Source organism: Serratia sp. ME47, from assembly GCF_903970925.1.
GTDB lineage: Bacteria > Pseudomonadota > Gammaproteobacteria > Enterobacterales > Enterobacteriaceae > Serratia > Serratia ureilytica.
This window is the reverse complement of the sequence record NZ_CAJCKE010000014.1, coordinates 1-17,724: the sequence shown is the minus strand read 5'-3', so window position 1 is coordinate 17,724 and position 17,724 is coordinate 1. Positions and strand designations below refer to the sequence as shown.

The window sequence follows — 17,724 nt, the reverse complement described above, 5'->3', positions numbered from 1 at the left end:
GTTCAGTAGACTCCCGATGAAGGCGCTTGCGCCCCGCCCTGTTTGAACTCGTTCGCCAGGGCTTCCGCCGCCCGCGCCAGCAGGGTGGTATCCACTCCTACCGCGACGAACAGCGCGCCGGCTTCCAGATAGCGCTGCGCCAGCGCCTTGTTGGCCATCAAAATGCCCGGCGCCTTGCCGGCGGCGCGGATGCGCGCAATGGCGTCATCGATGGTGCGCTGCACCTCCGGGTGCTGCGGATTGCCGGCGAAGCCCATGTCGGCGCTGAGATCCGCCGGGCCGATAAACACGCCGTCCACCCCTTCCACCTGCAGGATCGCCTCCAGGTTTTTCACCGCCTCGCGGGTTTCAATCTGCACCAGCACGCACATCTGCTCGTCGGCCTGCTGCAGGTAATCGGGCACCCGGTTCCAGCGCGAGGCGCGCGCCAGGGCGCTGCCGACGCCGCGCACGCCATGCGGCGGATAGCGCGTGGCGCGCACCGCGTCGCGCGCCTGTTCGGCGTTCTGAATCATCGGGATCAATAAGGTTTGCGCGCCGACGTCCAGCAACTGCTTGATGATCACCGCGTCGTTCCACGGCGGCCGCACCACCGGCTGGCTCGGGTAAGGGGCGATCGCCTGCAGCTGCCCCAGCACCGTCTGCACGTTGTTGGGCGCATGTTCGCCGTCGATCAGCAGCCAGTCGAAACCGGCGCCGGCCAACAGTTCGGCGCTGTAGCTGCTGCACAGCCCGAGCCACAGCCCGATCTGCGGGCGTTTTTCCTGCAGCGCTCGCTTGAAGTGGTTGGTTAACATCGCATTCTCCCTGACAAGCGGGCGCGGCGCGTGGCCCCCGCCCGGTTATTGCGGCTCGGTTCGCCGAGCCTGCTTATTAGACGAAGCGGCAGCTGATGCAGCCCATCGGGCCGTAATCGACGTGGAAAGTATCGCCGCGCCGCGCCGGCACCGGCCGGGTGAAGGAACCGCCGAGGATCACCTGCCCCGCTTCCAGCTCCACCTCATACGGCGCCAGCTTGTTGGCCAGCCAGGCCACGCCGTTGGCCGGATGATTGAGCACCGCCGCCGCCACGCCGGACTCTTCAATCACGCCGTTGCGGTACAGCAGCGCAGAGATCCAACGCAGATCCAGCGCATCCGGCTTGATCGGCCGCCCACCCATCACCACCCCGGCGTTGGCGGCGTTGTCGGAGATGGTGTCGAACACCTTGCGCGGCCGCTGCGTCTCGGGATCGAAGTTGTGGCTGCGCGCGTCGATGATCTCCAGCGCCGGAATGACGTAGTCGGTGGCGTTGTAGACGTCGAACAGCGTGCAGTTCGGCCCGCGCAGCGGCTTGGCCAGCACGAACGCCAGCTCCACCTCCACCCGCGGCACGATGAAGCGATCGATCGGAATATCGCTGCCGTCGTTGAAGAACATGTCGTCCAGCAGCGCGCCGTAGTCCGGTTCGGTGATCTGCGAGCTGACCTGCATGGCGCGCGACGTCAGGCCGATCTTGTGGCCTTTGAGCGCACGCCCCTCGGCGATCTTCAGCGCCACCCACTGCCGCTGAATGGCGTAGGCGTCTTCGATGGTGATCTCGGGATGATCGAGCGACAGCGCGCGGATCTGCTCACGACTCTTTTCCGCCTGATGCAGGCGCTGCACGGCGCGGTTAACCTGCTCTTTATCCAGCATTTACGACCCCTTATTCACGCTTTATTGAACAGCGCGTGGACATTGTTCTGTTTGTAATTCAGCACCGGATCCAGCTCTTCCATGGTGAAAGAGAGCGCCAGGTAACGCTGCGCCATCAGCGCGGCGAAGTGTTCCTTGATCAGCGCAAACAGCATCTCGCCCACCTGCTGACGGCTTTCCAGACTGCGGCCGTGGCCGATTTTCAACGTCATGTGCACGAAGGCGTAATCCTGCTTGCCGTCGGCCATCTGCCAGGTATCGAGCCAGATGGCCCGGCTGCGCACGCCGGCCAGCGGGAAGATGCCGGTCGCCGCCAGCGCCTCGTTGACCTTGGCGAACAGGGTGGGCAAATCCGCCTCGCGGCGGATGTTGTCGGTACATTCAGCGTAAAAATGGGGCATTCACACACCTCAGGCTTCAGCGGGCAAAGGGAACACGGCGTTGACCTGCCCGGTGCCGGAACTGGCGAACAGCGGGGTGATGAACTCCACCTTGCCGTCGTACTTGTCCCAGCCGAGCAGGCCCAGCAGCATCACGGTGTCGTGCATGTTGCCTTCGCCGTAGCAATAATCGGCATACTCCGGCAGCATTTCGCAGAACTCGCGAAAGCGCCCCTCTTCCCAGAGCTTGACCACCCGTTCGTCCATTTGCTGGTCGAACTGACGGGTGTAGCTGTTCATGCCCTCTTCGGCGCGCTGATCGTCGATAAAGCGGTGCGACAGCGAGCCGCTGGCCAGCACCGCCACGGTGCCGTCGTATTTCTCGATGGCGCTTTTGAGCGCTTCGCCCAGCCGGCGGCTGTCGGCGAAGTCATGCACGGTGCAAAACGCCGAGATCGACACCACCTTGAAATGCTTGTCGGCGTTCATGTAACGCATCGGCACCAGCGTGCCGTATTCCAGCTTCAGGCTCGGGATGTCGTGCGCCTTGGCGCGTACGCCCCGCTTGCAGGCCTCATCGGCGATCAGCTGGCCCAGCGCCGGGTTGCCGTCGTAGTCGTAAGTCATGTCGCGGATGAAATGCGGCAGCTCGTTGCTGGTGTACACGCCGGAGAAATGCGCGCTGCAGTTGATGTGATAGGCGCTGTTCACCAGCCAGTGGGTGTCGAACACCACGATGGTGTCGACGCCCATCTCGCGGCAACGCGCGCCGATCTCTTTATGGCCGTCGATGGCCGCCTGCCGGCAGCCAAAGTTTTTCCCAGGGATTTCCGACAGATACATCGATGGCACATGTGTAATCTTGGCGGCTAACGCTAACTTACCCATAAGTCCTCACATGAAACAAAAATGATTCCGTGAACGATGCCGGGGCCTGATTAAACGCCCCAGCGTGGGATCGGGTGATCACCCATGGAAATGCACACGTTCTTCATCTCGGCGAACACTTCGAAGCTGTATTCCCCGCCTTCACGGCCGGTGCCGGAGGCTTTCACGCCGCCGAACGGTTGGCGCAGATCGCGTACGTTTTGGGTGTTGACGAAAACCATGCCCGCTTCAATGCCGCGGGCCAGGCGCAGAACCTTGCTCACATCCTGCGTCCAGATGTACGACGCCAGGCCGTACTCCACGTCGTTGGCCATGCGCAGGCCGTCTTCTTCTGATTTGAACGGCAGCAGGCAGGCCACCGGCCCGAAAATCTCCTCCTGCGCCACGCGCATCCGGTTGTCGACATCCGCCAGCACCGTCGGGCGCAGGAAGTTGCCGTGGCTCAAGCCGGCCGGTTTATCCGGGCCGCCGGCCAACAGGGTCGCCCCTTCCTCCACCCCGAGGCGGATATAGCCGGAGACTTTTTCCCAGTGCTGCGGGCTGATCAACGCGCCCACCTGGGTGTTGGGATCTTGCGGATCGCCGACGCGCAGACGGTTGGCGCGCTCGGCGAAACGTTTGACGAATTCCGGGTAGATGCTCTCCTGAATGAAGATGCGCGAACCGGCGGTGCAGCGTTCGCCGTTGATCGAGAAGATGGTGAACAGCGCGGCGTCGAGCGCCCGCTCGATGTCGGCGTCTTCAAAGATCAGCACCGGCGACTTGCCGCCGAGCTCCATGGAGAATTTCTTCAGCCCGGCGCTTTCGATGATGCGCCGGCCGGTGGCGGTGCCGCCGGTGAAGGAGACCGCGCGCACGTCTTTATGGCGCACCAATGCGTCGCCGGCGGTGGCGCCGTAGCCCTGCACCACGTTCAGCACCCCGGCCGGAATGCCGGCTTCCAGAGCCAGCTCGCCCAGGCGATCGGCAGTCAGCGGCGACAGTTCGGACATTTTCAGCACCGCCGTGTTGCCCAGCGCCAGGCAAGGCGCGGTTTTCCAGGTGGCGGTCATGAACGGCACGTTCCACGGCGACACCAGCGCGCATACCCCCACCGGCTGCACCAGCGTGTAGTTGAGCATCTTGTCGTCCACCGGGTAGGTCTTGCCGTTCATCTGCTGGCACACCTCGGCGAAAAATTCGAAGTTGTGCGAGGCGCGCGGGATCAGCACGTTTTTGGTCTGATGGATAGGCAGACCGGTGTCGGCGGTTTCCATTTCGGCGATCTGCGGCACGTTCTGGTCGATCAGTTCACCCAAACGGCGCATCAGGCGCGCGCGCTCTTTCATCGGCGTATTCGCCCACTTGGGGAACGCCTCTTTCGCTGCGGCCACCGCCTGGTCTATCTCCAGCTGGCCGCCGGAGGCCACTTCCGCCAGCACCTCGCCGTTCGCCGGGTTGGTGGTGGTGAAATACTCTTTGCTGGCGACGTTCTTGCCGTTGATCCAGTGGTTGATGGTTTTCATCGCAGGCTCTCCTCGTAATCTTTTTCACTGATAATGTGGTTAACCAAACGGCCGATGCCTTCGATCTCCACCACCACTTCGTCGCCCGGCTGCACGTCGGCCAGCCCTTTCGGCGTGCCGGTGGCGATCATGTCGCCCGGCTGCAGCGTCATGAATTCGCTCAGGTAGGCGATCAGGAACGGAATGTCGAAAATCATGTCGGCGGTGCTGCCGCGCTGGCGCAGCTCACCGTTGACGTAGGTGCTGAGCGCCAGCCGATGCGGATCGGCGACGTCGTCGCGATCGACGATATACGGCCCGATCGGCGTCAGGGTATCGCGGCTCTTCACCCGCAGATTCGGCCGGTAGTAGTTCTCCAGGTAGTCGCGGATGGCGTAGTCGTTGCACAGGGTGTAACCCGCCACATACTCCATGGCGCGCTCGCGGCTGACGTTGCGCGCGGTCTTGCCGATCACTGCCACCAGCTCGGCTTCGTAATGCATGTACTCCACGCCGGCCGGACGCACCGACACCTGACGGTGACCGATCAGGGTGTTCGGCGCCTTGAGGAACACCAGCGGCTCTTCCGGTGCTTTAAATTCCAGCTCGCTGGCGTGGTCGGCATAGTTCAGCCCCAGGGCGAACACCGTGCCCTGCGCCGGCGGCAGCCATTCCACTTCACGCTCCTGCAGCACCTCGCCGTTCGGCAGCGTGACGCGCAGCTGGTCGTCTACCTGAACGTTGACGATCTGGCCATGATGGCGAATACGGGCATGTTTCATGATGCGGCTCCTGCCTGAGTGACGCGGTTGGTCAACGTGGGCAGGCCGGCGGCGCGCACCGTCACCTCATCCCCCGGTTTGATCGCCACCCGCTGGTGCGGGGTGCCGATCAGCACCGCATCGCCCGGCTGCAGGGTGATGAAATCGCTGATGGCGGCGATCAGCTCCGGTACCGAGCGCACCAGATCGGCGGTGGACCAGCGATCCTGCTCCACGCCGTTGATCTCGGTGACGATCTCCAGCCGATCGGCGTTCTCCAACTGCCCCATCTCCCCCAGCGGGCAGAAGCCGTCGCGGCATTTGGCCTTGATCGCCGGGCGATAGAAGCTGCTCTCCGGCAGGCTGACGTCGTTGGCCAGCGCGTAACCGGCCAGATAACGGCTCACCTGCGCCGCCGGCACCTTGCGCGCGGTGTCGCCGATGATCACCGCCAGCGTGCCGCCGCTCTGCACGGTTTCACCGGCCGGAAACGGGATCGCCCCGCCGTTGGCGAGGTGGGTATTGCGCGGTTTGATAAACCACACCGGGGTTTTGGGCGGGGTTTGATACGGCGGCTGGTGAAACGCCTGATCCCAGGCGTCCAGTTGGCTGCGGTGGTTCAGCGCAACGGAAAATACGGTGCCTTTCATGCGAACTCCTCCAATGGCAAAAACATGACAACCGGCATTCATTAATATATTAATGATTACTTTTATACGCTGTGCAGCTTTTACGCAACGCGCTTGGAGTGATTTGTGATCGTGATAACAAAATATTCACAAATTACGAACATTAGCGTGATTATTCAATGCATTAACCATTTTTCACGCCATTTTTAGCTGCGCCTCGCATTTTTGCTTTATCCCTACGGGTAACTTTGGCTACTATTAAGTTATTAACAAAATCGGGCTTTGCGGGGCAGGCGCCCCCATAACGAGCGCCGTAACAACGAACACCTTGATAGCTAAGGCCAAACTTATGCATGAATCGTTAACCATCGCCCTGCTGCAGGCGCGTGAAACCGCCATGGGGTTCTTCCGCCCGATCCTGAAAAGCCACAATCTCACCGAGCAGCAGTGGCGCATCATCCGCGTGCTGGCCAACAGCCGTTCGATCGAATTCCACGAACTGGCGGCGGAAACCTGCATCCTGCGTCCCAGCCTGACCGGCATTCTGTCGCGCATGGAGCGCGATAAGCTGATCTTCCGCCTCAAACCGGTCAACGATCAGCGCAAGCTGTACGTGTCGCTGACCCAGCAGGGTCAGGAGCTGTATGAAGTGGCGCGCCATCAGGTGGAGCAAGGCTACGCCGAGATTGAAGCCGCCTTTTCGCGGCAAAAAATGGACCAGCTGATGACATTGCTGGACGAGCTGATCACCCTGGGCGACAGCCTGCCCGCCAACGTCACCGCGCATCCCGCCAAGAAGTGACGCCACTGGCCGGAATACGCCATTGACAACTGACTGTGCGGCTAACCTTTACCCAAGAAAAAGCCCGAACTCGTCGGGCTTAGAGGGATAAATTGCCGTTACATTTTGAACGGTGGGACAGCCGCAGGCTTATCGTAGAGTTGCCTTTGCACGGTAGTCAGCAACTCGCGCAACGTAGTCTCAAGATATTGCATAAACTGCGGCTGACTGATGGTGCGCTCATAAACCTCAACGGGCAGGAATCGCCTCATTTCAGCCTGGAGTTCCCTGCTTTCGATAATGACGTTTAAGGTACCGATGCGAGCCTGTAGCAGCGCTTCAAACTTGGGACCCAGGCCATAATCGGCCAGCTTTCTTGCCACCAGCTCCGCATCAACATCCGCATTTTGCTGCTTTAACCAAGCCAGATCCCAGATGTCGCGATAGCGGATGCGGCGCGTAGTCGCAGGCAGGGAAACGAGTTTGTCAGCCATAATTTCATTCAATGTCTCAACCTGAACAATCAAATCAGAATAACCGTCCGGCAACTGAGAATAATTCCTTATCAGCATCCGTGGGTCGCTCGTATAGGCTGGAATATTGGCTATCTCGATTTTGATACGTTGCTTCGGTAATTCTTTTCGTTCCGGGAACGTCGTCACCGACATCTGCCATTTGTCCACGGTAACATCAACGTAGTCAGGCTCCCGTCTCAGTTCCGCAGGCTCTTTAACCGTCACTGCCAGGCCATACCGACTTCCGACATAGCGCTCAATGCACGCCTTAATTTCCTTCATGTTTGCAGAGCAGAAATGACGGCCTCCCGCAAAGTCCAAGTCCTCGCTGAAGCGGTTAGAGCCGTAGCACAGGCGCAGCGACGTGCCCCCCTGAAATATCAGAGACTTTAAGAATCCCGCATTCGCGAGCGCGTACAAAATGTCATAATGCAACAGCTCCTTTTCCACCACGGGCCTGACGGACGCCAGATTACCTGACCTGACGATGTCATCGACCAGCTGATTAAAATCGACGGAATCAGACATCAGTCAGCTCTCCCTGTTGAATGAGGTGCGTATTCCTCCCGACCCGAAACAGATCTTTTATCGCCGTTTCTTTCGTCGCGATGCGTAGCGGGCCCCGGCCTTCAAGGCTGCCTCGAAGAATATCGATGGGTTTCTTGCTGGTATGGGTGATTTCGATAACGCCCCAGGGCGTGACGAATTCACCAGAACGGCCGGTAGACATGATAGTGAGTCTATCGATAGGAATCTGTGAGATGACGCCGTACTGAGATAAAGCAGATTCCAAGCTGATATAATTGTATTCCCCCCGCCGGAGGTTGATCGCGATGCTCTCAAGAGGGTACCCCCCCAGAGAAGCCCGGCCGTTCGCATAAACGCCCTTCGCCACTCGCGTAAGGATACCGGCAGCCACTAAACGATCGACTGATTTTTGCAATGTTCGCGGCGACTCGGCAGGGAAAAGGGTGGCGAGATCTTGAGTAAGAAAAATGTGCTTTCCCAACCTGCTGAATTTATCCAGCGTATTGATGGCTGTCATTTTATCCACAGTATCGCTCCTGCTAACCTCCCCGATTTGGGGGTGATTATGTATAGATACGATAACAATAACATCTTAACAAATAAACCCCTTAAAAGGGGTTTATTTGTATACATAAAAAATCTTATAAATCAGAGTTGAGCATTCGTTTCCGGCAACAGCGCGCCGCCGTCCACCACCAGCGTCTGGCCAGTGATGTAGGCCGCCGCCGGCGAGGCGAGAAACACCATCGCCTCGGCGATGTCTTCCGGTTCCCCCAGCCGCCCGAGCGGCACCGCGGCGGCGATCACCTGATTCACCTGCGCGTCGCCCAGGTTGGCCATCGCCGGCGTGCGGATCATCCCCGGCTCCACGCCGTTGACGCGAATGTTCTCCGCCGCCAACTCCAGCGCCGCCGCGCGAATAAAGCCGTTTACCCCGGCCTTGGAGGCGGCGTAATGCGCCAGTCCCGGATACGCCACCCGCGGGCCGGTCACCGACGAGGTCACCAGCAGGCTGCCGCCGCCGGCGCGGCGCATCCACGGCAGCGCCGCCTGCGCCAGAAAGAACGGCGCCATCAGATTGACGCTCAGCGTGCGTTGCAACAGGGCCGCGTCGATGGCGGCGAACGGCGTCAGCGGAAAATAGGCGGCGTTGTGGATCACCACGTCCAGCCGTTGGTGCCGCTCGCCCACCGCCGCCACCAACTCGGCAATCTGCCCCGGCTCGGCCAGATCGCAGGCCAGCGCCTGCACTTTCCACCCTTCGCCCCGCAGCGTTTGCGCCGCCGCCTGCGCCTGCGGCAGCTGCACGTCCGCGATCGTCACCTCGGCGCCCAGCCGGGCAAAGGCACTGACGATCGCCAGCCCAATGCCCTGCGCGCCGCCGGTCACCAGCACCGCCTGCCCGGCGAAGGCGTCGGCCGCATAGGTTGCGCTCATCGGCCTATCCTCGCGGGTGGCGCGTGGTGTTCAGCACCTGTGCGTGGGCACCGACCGCAAAGTTGCTCAGCGCGCTGAAATCGCTGCCCTGATAACCGAGGATCTTGCCGTCGGTGCGCATGCCCTGCAGATCGATCACCACCACGCCCAGCGTCGGAATGATCTTCTCGCGCCAGACGAACAGATAAAGCTGCTCCGCCACCTTCACGTAGTGGCAGCGATCGACGTCCGCCAGCCCCTTCTCCACTCCGTCCAGACACTGCCAGGCGTAGAAGTTGTCGTTCAGGTAGATGTGCTCGTACCGTTCGGTCGGGCTGTAGGTGTACATGTTGCGCATGCCGATCAGCTCATCGGTAAAGCCCGGCGGCGCCACGTCGGCGTCATCCAGCGTGCCGAAGCGGAATTCGGCCTCGACCGCGGTCAGCGGCAGCCCCTGCTCCACCCGGCTAAAGGCGTCGAGCCGCGCCTGCGCTTCGTCCGGCAGTTGGCCGTATACCGCAGTGAAGTTGCCCTGATTGCGGTCGCACACCAGCGTAATGCTGGCGTTGGCGCGGGCGGGATCGAGAAAATCGATGAACAGCACGCCGGGGCGAATGCTGGTGGCGCGATAGGCGATACCGCGCCGCTCCCCCCACTCCAGCGTCTGCGCATCGGTAAACCGACAGCGCTGCGTCGCGCCGTCGCTGAAACGCAGCGTCAGCGTGGTGCCCGCCAGGCCGTGCTGGCGTTCCAGCGTATTGCTGTGCGGCGCAAAGCCTTCCGCCAGCGCGCCAACCTGAATGAATACCGCTTCTGAACTCATGGAATGCTCCTTACAGGGAAGTGAAAGCCAGGGTCGGCACATCGACAATGGTGGAGCCGCCGTCGGCCACCAGCGCCGCGCCGGTAATGATTGAAGCTTCGCTGGAGCAGAGGAAACGGCAGACGCGGGCGATCTCCTCGGCGCTGGCCGGCCGGCGCAGCGGCACGTCGCGGCAGACCATCTGGTAAGCCTGTTCCAGCGAAATCTGATGGGCGTCCATCAACAGCTGCATCTCTTCGTCCGCCATCGGCGTGGTCACCCAGCCCGGGCACACCGCGTTGGCGCGCACGCCCAGCGGGCCATAGTCGCGGGCGATGGAGCGCATCAGGCCGATCAGCGCGTGCTTGGCGGTGACGTAGCCGCAGACCTCCGGCCCGGCGGCCAGCGAAGCGATAGAGGCCACGAACAGCAGGTTGCCGCCGCTTTTAATCAGCTCCGGCAGGCAGGCGCGCGCGCTGGCGAAAGCGCTGTTGAGGTTGCTGTCCATCGCCCCTTGCCACTGCGCGTCGCTCATCTCGGTAATGCGCTTGAAGCCCATGCCGCCGGCGCTGCCGATCAGGCAGTCGATGCGCCCGGCGTCGCGCAGAATCGCCGGCAGCAGCGTGTGGGCCCAGCTCTCGCCGCTGGCGGCGTCGCCCACCAGCGCCTGCGCGCCGATCTCTTGCGCCAGCGCCGCCAACGGTTCCGGGCGGCGGCCGATGATGAACACCCGATCGCCCTGCGCCGCCAGCAAACGGGCGCAGGCAGCGCCGACGCCGGTGCCGCCGCCGGTAATCACAACCACTCTATTCATGATTCAGCTTCTCCATCAGTTGGCCGATCATCAGCAGGCTGCTCAACAGCAACCGCCGCTGTTCGGCATCCAGCCGCAGATAGCGGCGGCCGGCCGGCACGCGGCTGACCACCTCCGAGGCGGCGAAATGCTCGATATCCGCCTGCCAGCGCCCGTCGTTCACCGTCAGCCGCACGCGGCGAAAATCCAGCTGCGCCAGCGTCTCGCCGATCTGCGGGTAGCGCAGCAGGCCGTCCAACAGCCGCTGCGCGGCCGCATGGCGCTGGCGCAGCAGATAGCGCACTCCGCGCCGCCGCAGCCAGCCGCCGGTCACCACGTCCAGCGTCAGCGGAGGCTGCGCTGTGCACGTGCCCTGCAACCGAAAGCGGTGGCTGACGATATGCGCCATAAAAAGCCCCTGCACCTGTTCGCTGACCTCGATCTGCGGCCCCTGCGGCAGCGTCAGCCGCAGCAGGCCCGGCGCCAGGCGTTCGCACGCGTAGGGTTCCAGGTTGCGCGCCAGACGGTCCAGCGCGGCGCCCGGCCGATAGCCCGACGGCGCTCGCCGCCAGGCGCGATTAAGTGAGGGAAGTAAGCCGATCAAACTGCGCCTCCTCGTTTTCGCCCTTGGCGAACGCGTTCTCCAGCACCTGCTCGACCGGCACCGGCTTAAACGGATTCACTTTCTGCACGCACAGCGTCCAGAACAGCGCATAGGCAGCGGTCAGGCCGATCATCCAGCCGAAGGGAATGTAGACGTCGCGCGGATTCATCCCCGGCGGCGTGATGTAAACGATGGCCAGCACGATGCCGACGCTGGAGACGATCTGCGGCAGCGGGAACCACGGCGATTTATAGGCGCGCGGCAGATCGGGGCGGCGCAGGCGCAGCAGCACCACCGAGCAGGTCACCAGCAGGTAGGCCACGCCCCAGGCGCACACCGCCGCCAGCACCAGCGGAATGATCTTGTCGAGGTTGCCCTGAATGGCGAAGGCATGTACGCAGGGGATCAAGACCGCCACCAGAATGCCGACCACCGGCGTCTTAAAGCGCGGGTGCAGATAGGCGAACATGCGCGGCAGCGCGCCGTCCAGCGCCATGCCGTACAGAATGCGCGGCACCGCCGCCATCAGCGTGTTGATGGTTGCCGCGCCCGCCAGCAGCAGGCCGACGCCCAGCCAGTACTTGCCGAACTGGCCCATCACCTGGCCGGCGAACGCCGGGATGGCCATCGGCGTTTCCAGCAGACGCGTGCCGCTGGCGGCGTCGATCACCACGTTTTCCACCTGGTGGCTGAGCGCCGCGCCGTACAGCGCCATGCATACCGCCACGCCGCACAGCCCGAGCGCCATCGCCCGCGGGATCACCCGATCGCAGCGTTTGATCTCCGGCGCCATCGGCGTCACCAGTTCGCAGCCGACGAACATGAACATCGCCATGCCGATCAGGCTGAACACCGCGAAGGGATCGTTCAGGTTCAACGTGCTGCCGAACCAGCCCTCGAGCGGCACCGCATGCGGCGACAGCAGCCCGACGATGCCAAAAATCACCAGCGTGCTCCACATGGCGAAGGTCAGCACGATCTCCGCCTTGCCGAAGGCCTCGATGCCGAACGCGTTGAGCATGCCGAACACGACAACCAGCCCGACGCCGACCATCCAGGAGGCGTTGTGGCTTTCCATCAGGGTGTTGAGGTGTTCGAAGTTCACCAGCGCCATAATGCCGGAGAGAATGGTCTCGGCGGTGCCGGCGAAGATATGCACGATCAGGTAGGCCGACAGCGCGCCGGTGATGGCGAAAAAGCGCCCCATGCCGCAGGAAATATAGTCGTAAACGGAACCGGAGGTCGGCAGCAGCGCCGCCGCTTCGGAGAAGGTGGTGAGCTGCGCCTGCATCATGACGAAAGCGATCAGCATCGCCAGCGCGAAGGTGTCGCCGCCGATGCCGAAGCCGCTGGTGACGGTCAGGATCACCGGGCTGGCCATGATCACCCCGACCGAACTGGCCAGGGTGGTGGGAAAGCCGACCTTGCCTCGAGCCAGGTGGGCGTGCAACCGCGACGACAGGTTCATGGTTATTTCCTCTTATAGTTTTGGCCTGATGCATGCAGGTGCTTGCAGGTTTTTCACCGCCAGCGGCGGTCATCTCACTATAGAGAGGAAAGGAAAATGCTGACTATCGTCCTTAAGGACGAGACGGTTTCAACCTGCGGCCGCGCTCACGGCGGCGCGCTCGCTCAGCATGAAGCGGATCGGCTCAGCCCAAGCAAGGTCATCATTTTTTCGTCTTATACGTTTGGCGCCGACTGGCGCTATCTTCAATGCGCAATACAGGAAACGGCGGAAAAGCCTGGCTATCGTTCTTTAGAACGAGGGGCAGCGGAAGCGACGTCGGCTGTAGCACGCGCGCAGCGGCGAGGGCCTCCCCCGGGCAGGCGTTGAAAAGCGCTGTAAATTCAGCGGGAAAAACGTCGAATTATTTCATTAACCTATTAATGAAAATCGCGATAAATCCGAACAAAAAAGCCCTGATCAACGCAGTGTCATCTTGTTATTTCTGTGTTTTATTGCAATCGGCCTCACGTTGTTAATATGTTTTTATTGTGTTGCCAAATTGCTACAACTATGCTTGTATCGTTCATATATTGACCGCCAACATTCTCCAGATTGAACGATAAAGGGAGGAATACGAATCATGCACAGCACAGCATCCGATGCCTTTATCAACAGTTGTTTGGCGACCATCACGCACCTGATCCCGGTGTCCGCCGGGGTTTTTATCTGGTCGATCGCGACCTGCGGCCGGATCACTACATTCTGCACGGCATGCCCGATAAAACGCATCAGCAATACCTGAACCACTTCCAGCAAATAGACCCGCTGCAGCCGGCCAACTTCCATCGGCAAGACATCACCATGGTCGGCATGAGCCCGGCGGCGATCGCCGACAACCGCCGCTATTACCACGACTTTATGCTGCCGAACGACATGCGCGACATGACGGAAATTTTCATTCGCCAACGCAAACGCATCGTCGCCGGGGTGTCGTTGATCCGCGATACGCCGTTTACCGAATTGGAGCGCGGCCGCCTGCGCGCGGTGCTGCCGCTGATTGAGCTGGCGACGCGCGATCTGCTGCCCGACAGCGAGGCGCAGCTGCTGACCGCCAAGGAACAAGAGATCGTCAACCTGGTGCGCGAAGGCGCCAGCAATAAGCGCATCGCCCTGAAGCTGGGCATTTCGCTGTCCACGGTGAAAACCCATATGCGCAACATTTTCGCCAAAACCGACGTGGTGAACCGCACCGAACTGGTCGCCGGCGGCTTTCTCGCCCACGGTTAACGCCCAATAACGGCCGCCGCTGCCGGCGGCCGGAAAATAATGCCAAAACGTATTCGCCATTTATGGCGCGGCTCCCCCCTGCCCGCAATCGGGCCGGGCGGGATATTTCATCGTCACTCAACGCTTGGGGAATAAGGTTTATGTCCAGTGATTCGGTTTCCGCGCCCGCCGCCGGCGCGGCGCTCCCCTGCCCGCCGCGGCTGCTGACCGCCATTATCGTCTTCGCCGCCATCGCGCCGGGCATTCTGATGACCGCACCCGCCGTGGCCGCCCAGCTCGCCGCACAGTGGCAGCTCGGCCCGGCGCAGATCGGCCGCCTGTTCTCCACCGAACTCGGCGCCATGAGCCTGGCCACGCTGCCGGCGTGGTGGTGGATCGGGCGCATCAACTGGCGGCGGGTCGCTGCGCTGTCGGCGCTGGTGTTTATCGCCGGCAACCTGGCTTCGGCGCTGGTGCAGGATTTCACCCTGCTGCTGCCGCTGCGCTTTATCGCCTCGTTGGCGGGCGGCACCCTGATGATCCTGTGCATCACCTGCGCCGCCGGCACCGCCAATCCCAGCCGGGTCTATGCCTTCTGGGTGCTCGGCCAGCTGGTGCTGGGCGCGGTGGGGCTGCTGGCGCTGCCGCCGCTGTTCGCGCACTTCGGCCTGATGGCGGTCTACCTGATTTTGGCCGCCATCATGTTGTGCTGCCTGCCGCTCATCCCGGCGTTTCCCAACGGTTTCACCGCCGCGCGCAGCGCCCGCAGCGGAGCCGCCGCCTCGCCGGCGCGCAAGCTGTGCGCCGTGCTGGCGGTGCTGACCTTTTACATCAGCCTGAGCGCGGTTTGGACCTTTATCGGCGGCATCGCCGCCGGCGCCGGGCTGTCGCCGGCCCACAGCGGCCAGGTGCTGGCCGTCGCCACCTTGCTCGGCATCGTCGGCGCCGGCGCCGCAGCGTTGATCGGCGCGCGCTTCGGCGGCGGGCACCCGATCGCGCTCGGTTACGCCCTGCTGCTGGCCAGCGTGGCGCTGCTGGCGGGTCAACCCTTGCTGCTGCGCTTCGCCCTGGCGGCCCTGCTGTTCAAATTCACCTGGACCTTCGTGCTGCCGTTCATTCTGGCGCGGGTCGCCGGGTTGGATAACGACGGCAAGCTGATGAACGGCATCAACCTGGTGATCGGCGGCGGCATGGCCATCGGCCCGACGCTGGCCGGCTATCTGATCGAATCTTCCGGCGGTTTCAACGCCTTGCTGTTCGGCGCGCTGGGCTGCGCGCTGCTGTCGCTGCTGTTGATTTCGCTGGCTGCACCGCGCGCACCGCGCCGTATAACAGGAGGAGAAAGGTGAAAAGAACAACCGGTTTCTTGTTTGATGAACGCTGTTTCTGGCACAGCACCGGCCTGCACGCCACCACCCTGCCGGTCGGCGGCTGGGTGCAACCGCCCTCGAGCGCCGGCCATGCCGAATCGCCGGAAACCAAACGGCGCATGAAGAACCTGATGGACGTGTCCGGCCTGTCACGCCAGCTCACCCTGCTGAGCGCCGAACCAGCGACGGAAGAAGACCTGCTGCGCATCCACCCCGCCCACTATCTGCAGCGCTTCAAACAGGTGAGCGACAGCGGCGGCGGCCTGCTGGGGGAAGAGGCGCCGCTGGGGCCGGGCAGCTATGAAATCGCCAAACTCTCCGCCGGGCTGGCCTGTGCGGCGGTGGAGGCGGTGCTGCAGGGAGAGCTGGATAATGCCTATGCGCTGTCGCGCCCGCCGGGCCACCACTGCCTGCCGGATCAATCGATGGGCTTCTGCTTCCTGGCCAATATCCCGATCGCCATCGAGCGCGCCAAGGCCCGTTACGGCCTCGGAAAAGTGGCGGTGCTCGACTGGGACGTGCACCACGGCAACGGCACCCAGCACATCTATTGGCGGCGCGGCGACGTGCTGACGCTGTCGCTGCATCAGGACGGCTGCTTCCCGGCGGGCTATTCCGGCGAACAGGATCGCGGTGAAGGCGCCGGGGCGGGCTGCAACGTCAACGTGCCGATGCTGGCCGGCGCCGGCGACGACGGCTACCTGCACGCCATGCGGCGCATCATCATCCCGGCGCTGGAAAAATTCGAGCCGGAAATGATCATCGTCGCCTGCGGTTACGACGCCAACGCGCTCGATCCGCTGGCGCGCATGCAGCTGCACAGCGACAGCTTCCGCGCCATGACCGCGCTGGTGCAGGAGGCCGCCGATCGGCTGTGCGGCGGCAAACTGGTGATGGTGCATGAAGGCGGCTACGCCGAATCCTACGTGCCGTTCTGCGGGCTGGCGGTGATGGAACAGCTGAGCGGCGTGCGCACGGAAGTGCAGGATCCGCTGCTGGCGTTCATCCAGCAACAGCAGCCGCGCGACGCGTTCAACCGCTTCCAGCGCGAAGCGCTCGACGCGTTGGCGCGCCAGTTCGGCCTGTAATCCCCCTCTCTGCGGGCGCCGCACCCGGCGCCCCTGACAACCTCGCCGCCAGCCGCTACGCTGAAGGGCAACCCTACCCACCATGAGAACAATAACATGTCCGAACAAACCGTCAGCTTTATCAAAGGCCGTCACGGCGACATCGCCGTGCACGACTGGGGCAACGACAAGCCGCGCTATCTGGCGCTGCTGGTGCACGGCTACGGCGAGCACCTCGGCCGCTATCAATACGTGGCGCGTACGCTGCAGGCGCAGGGGGCGCGGGTGTTCGGCCCCGACCACCTCGGCCACGGCCTGTCGCAGGGCGAACGCGTGCTGATCGAAGATTATGACGCCGTGGTCGACGACGTGCAGCGCGTGGTCAGCCATTTCCGGCAGCAATACCCCGCCTTGCCGCTGGTGGTGATCGGCCACTCGATGGGCGGCATGATCGCCACCCGCTACGTGCAGCGCTACGGCGAGGAAGTGCGCGCCTTGGTGCTGTCCGGCCCGCTGCTCGGCGACAGAACGGCGATTTCCGATCTGGCCGAACTGCCGACGATCCCCGACGCGCCGCTGGATACCGCCACCCTGGCGCGCGATCCGGCGGTTGGCGCGGCCTATCAGGAAGATCCGCTGGTGTGGCACGGGCCGTTCAAGCGCCCCACCCTGCGCGCCATGCAGCGGATCCTCGCCGCCATCAACGCCGGGCCGGGCTTCGGCGCGCTGCCCACGCTGTGGATCCACGGCGACGACGATCGGCTGGTGCTGCTGAGCGAAACGCAAACCGCGCTCGATCGTCTGCAGGGCGACGATTTCGAACGGATGATCAATGCGGGCGGGCGGCACGAGAGCTTTAACGAAACCAATAAGGATCAGATCCTCACGCGGGTGACCGATTTTATTGCGCGGGCGTTAGGCTAAGGCGCTCCCCCTCGGCATGCAGCCTGCTGAGGGGGGCATGACGGCGTCAGCCTTCGACGATGGCGAGGTAGTGCTTGACGAAGCGATCCGAGGTGATGTCCCAGCGCACCGGGGTGCCTTTCTCGACGAACCAGGAATCGCCGGCCTGATACTGCACCGATTCGCCGGTACGTTCGTTGGTCAGGGTCGCGCTGCCTTCCCACACCGTGGCGTGCTCGGCGAACGGATACTCCATCACGAAGCTGCCGCGGGTGCAGCTGAACACGCCGCAGTTCAGGTTGTCGGTCGGCTCGCCGAAGATGCTGGCCACGCCGACGTTTGGCGTGCCGGCGATCACCGTGGCGCCCAGGTTGCTGACGCTGCCGATCTCCAGCAGTTCAGGCAGCGGT

Annotated in this window: 20 protein-coding genes and 1 pseudogene; 6 read left to right on the top strand and 15 right to left on the bottom strand. The window is 62.8% G+C overall.

Annotated elements, in window-relative coordinates:
* Positions 1-2: 2 nt before the first annotated feature.
* The 7 genes from hpaI to H7A77_RS14920 form a co-directional block, all read right to left on the bottom strand.
* On the bottom strand, positions 3-797 hold the full coding sequence (gene hpaI, locus H7A77_RS14950; protein ID WP_182074365.1) for a 4-hydroxy-2-oxoheptanedioate aldolase: 795 nt from the start codon (positions 795-797) through the stop codon (positions 3-5).
* Between the two features lie 76 nt (positions 798-873).
* The gene (hpaH, locus tag H7A77_RS14945) at positions 874-1,677 is read right to left on the bottom strand and encodes a 2-oxo-hept-4-ene-1,7-dioate hydratase (RefSeq protein ID WP_182074364.1); all 804 of its coding nucleotides are present in this window, start codon (positions 1,675-1,677) and stop codon (positions 874-876) included.
* 14 nt (positions 1,678-1,691) lie between these two features.
* Positions 1,692-2,078 carry a 5-carboxymethyl-2-hydroxymuconate Delta-isomerase gene (locus H7A77_RS14940; RefSeq protein WP_004933172.1) on the bottom strand — a complete coding sequence of 129 codons (387 nt, stop codon included), beginning with the start codon at positions 2,076-2,078 and terminating at the stop codon, positions 1,692-1,694.
* Between the two features lie 9 nt (positions 2,079-2,087).
* Positions 2,088-2,945: a 3,4-dihydroxyphenylacetate 2,3-dioxygenase gene (gene hpaD / locus H7A77_RS14935; RefSeq protein WP_015376537.1), complete on the bottom strand. Its 858-nt coding sequence runs from the start codon at positions 2,943-2,945 to the stop codon at positions 2,088-2,090.
* 50 nt (positions 2,946-2,995) lie between these two features.
* Complete coding sequence (gene hpaE, locus H7A77_RS14930) at positions 2,996-4,450, bottom strand: 5-carboxymethyl-2-hydroxymuconate semialdehyde dehydrogenase (RefSeq protein ID WP_033651367.1); 1,455 nt, start codon at positions 4,448-4,450, stop codon at positions 2,996-2,998.
* Positions 4,447-5,211, bottom strand: coding sequence for a fumarylacetoacetate hydrolase family protein (locus H7A77_RS14925; protein ID WP_164106864.1), 765 nt, complete (start codon positions 5,209-5,211; stop codon positions 4,447-4,449). The genes hpaE and H7A77_RS14925 overlap by 4 nt, the downstream gene beginning before the upstream one ends.
* The gene (locus H7A77_RS14920) at positions 5,208-5,840 is read right to left on the bottom strand and encodes a fumarylacetoacetate hydrolase family protein (protein ID WP_033651368.1); all 633 of its coding nucleotides are present in this window, start codon (positions 5,838-5,840) and stop codon (positions 5,208-5,210) included. Before H7A77_RS14920 ends, H7A77_RS14925 begins: the two co-directional genes overlap by 4 nt.
* 328 nt (positions 5,841-6,168) lie before the next feature.
* On the opposite strand from H7A77_RS14920, the gene hpaR reads away from it, so the two are divergent.
* Entirely contained in the window at positions 6,169-6,621 is a 453-nt protein-coding gene (gene hpaR / locus H7A77_RS14915) for a homoprotocatechuate degradation operon regulator HpaR (protein ID WP_042783637.1), read from the top strand.
* A gap of 98 nt (positions 6,622-6,719) precedes the next feature.
* Here hpaR and H7A77_RS14910 read toward each other — a convergent pair whose 3' ends face one another.
* From H7A77_RS14910 to H7A77_RS14880, 7 genes are all read right to left on the bottom strand, one after another.
* Positions 6,720-7,643 (bottom strand): nucleotidyl transferase AbiEii/AbiGii toxin family protein, encoded by a 924-nt coding sequence (locus tag H7A77_RS14910; protein ID WP_072626682.1) that lies wholly within the window; start codon positions 7,641-7,643, stop codon positions 6,720-6,722.
* Complete coding sequence (gene abiEi / locus H7A77_RS14905) at positions 7,636-8,169, bottom strand: type IV toxin-antitoxin system AbiEi family antitoxin (RefSeq protein WP_047025168.1); 534 nt, start codon at positions 8,167-8,169, stop codon at positions 7,636-7,638. The genes H7A77_RS14910 and abiEi overlap by 8 nt, the downstream gene beginning before the upstream one ends.
* A 122-nt stretch (positions 8,170-8,291) precedes the next feature.
* Positions 8,292-9,080: an SDR family oxidoreductase gene (locus tag H7A77_RS14900; RefSeq protein ID WP_182074363.1), complete on the bottom strand. Its 789-nt coding sequence runs from the start codon at positions 9,078-9,080 to the stop codon at positions 8,292-8,294.
* A gap of 4 nt (positions 9,081-9,084) precedes the next feature.
* Positions 9,085-9,882, bottom strand: a complete 798-nt coding sequence (locus tag H7A77_RS14895; RefSeq protein WP_182074362.1) for a molybdenum cofactor biosynthesis F family protein — start codon at positions 9,880-9,882, stop codon at positions 9,085-9,087.
* Positions 9,883-9,892: 10 nt separating this feature from the next.
* Positions 9,893-10,675, bottom strand: a complete 783-nt coding sequence (locus tag H7A77_RS14890; RefSeq protein WP_033641761.1) for an SDR family NAD(P)-dependent oxidoreductase — start codon at positions 10,673-10,675, stop codon at positions 9,893-9,895.
* On the bottom strand, positions 10,668-11,258 hold the full coding sequence (locus tag H7A77_RS14885; protein WP_089192545.1) for a DUF3156 family protein: 591 nt from the start codon (positions 11,256-11,258) through the stop codon (positions 10,668-10,670). The genes H7A77_RS14890 and H7A77_RS14885 overlap by 8 nt, the downstream gene beginning before the upstream one ends.
* Complete coding sequence (locus H7A77_RS14880) at positions 11,233-12,726, bottom strand: APC family permease (protein ID WP_089192544.1); 1,494 nt, start codon at positions 12,724-12,726, stop codon at positions 11,233-11,235. The genes H7A77_RS14885 and H7A77_RS14880 overlap by 26 nt, the downstream gene beginning before the upstream one ends.
* Positions 12,727-12,822: 96 nt before the next feature.
* On the opposite strand from H7A77_RS14880, the gene H7A77_RS14875 reads away from it, so the two are divergent.
* The 5 genes and pseudogenes from H7A77_RS14875 (at position 12,823) to H7A77_RS14855 (ending at position 17,335) form a co-directional block, all read left to right on the top strand.
* Positions 12,823-13,095, top strand: coding sequence for a hypothetical protein (locus tag H7A77_RS14875; RefSeq protein WP_145957787.1), 273 nt, complete (start codon positions 12,823-12,825; stop codon positions 13,093-13,095).
* 253 nt (positions 13,096-13,348) lie between these two features.
* Positions 13,349-13,995, top strand: a pseudogene (locus tag H7A77_RS14870) (response regulator transcription factor).
* Positions 13,996-14,135: 140 nt separating this feature from the next.
* Entirely contained in the window at positions 14,136-15,323 is a 1,188-nt protein-coding gene (locus tag H7A77_RS14865; protein WP_182074361.1) for an MFS transporter, read from the top strand.
* On the top strand, positions 15,320-16,432 hold the full coding sequence (locus H7A77_RS14860; RefSeq protein WP_164057712.1) for a class II histone deacetylase: 1,113 nt from the start codon (positions 15,320-15,322) through the stop codon (positions 16,430-16,432). Before H7A77_RS14865 ends, H7A77_RS14860 begins: the two co-directional genes overlap by 4 nt.
* Positions 16,433-16,528: 96 nt before the next feature.
* On the top strand, positions 16,529-17,335 hold the full coding sequence (locus H7A77_RS14855) for an alpha/beta hydrolase (protein ID WP_164057711.1): 807 nt from the start codon (positions 16,529-16,531) through the stop codon (positions 17,333-17,335).
* A 46-nt stretch (positions 17,336-17,381) separates the two neighbouring features.
* On the opposite strand, the gene H7A77_RS14850 is transcribed toward H7A77_RS14855, so the two are convergent.
* Positions 17,382-17,724, bottom strand: a 343-nt coding sequence (locus H7A77_RS14850) for a cupin domain-containing protein (RefSeq protein WP_182074360.1), incomplete at its 5' end; no start/stop codon positions are given.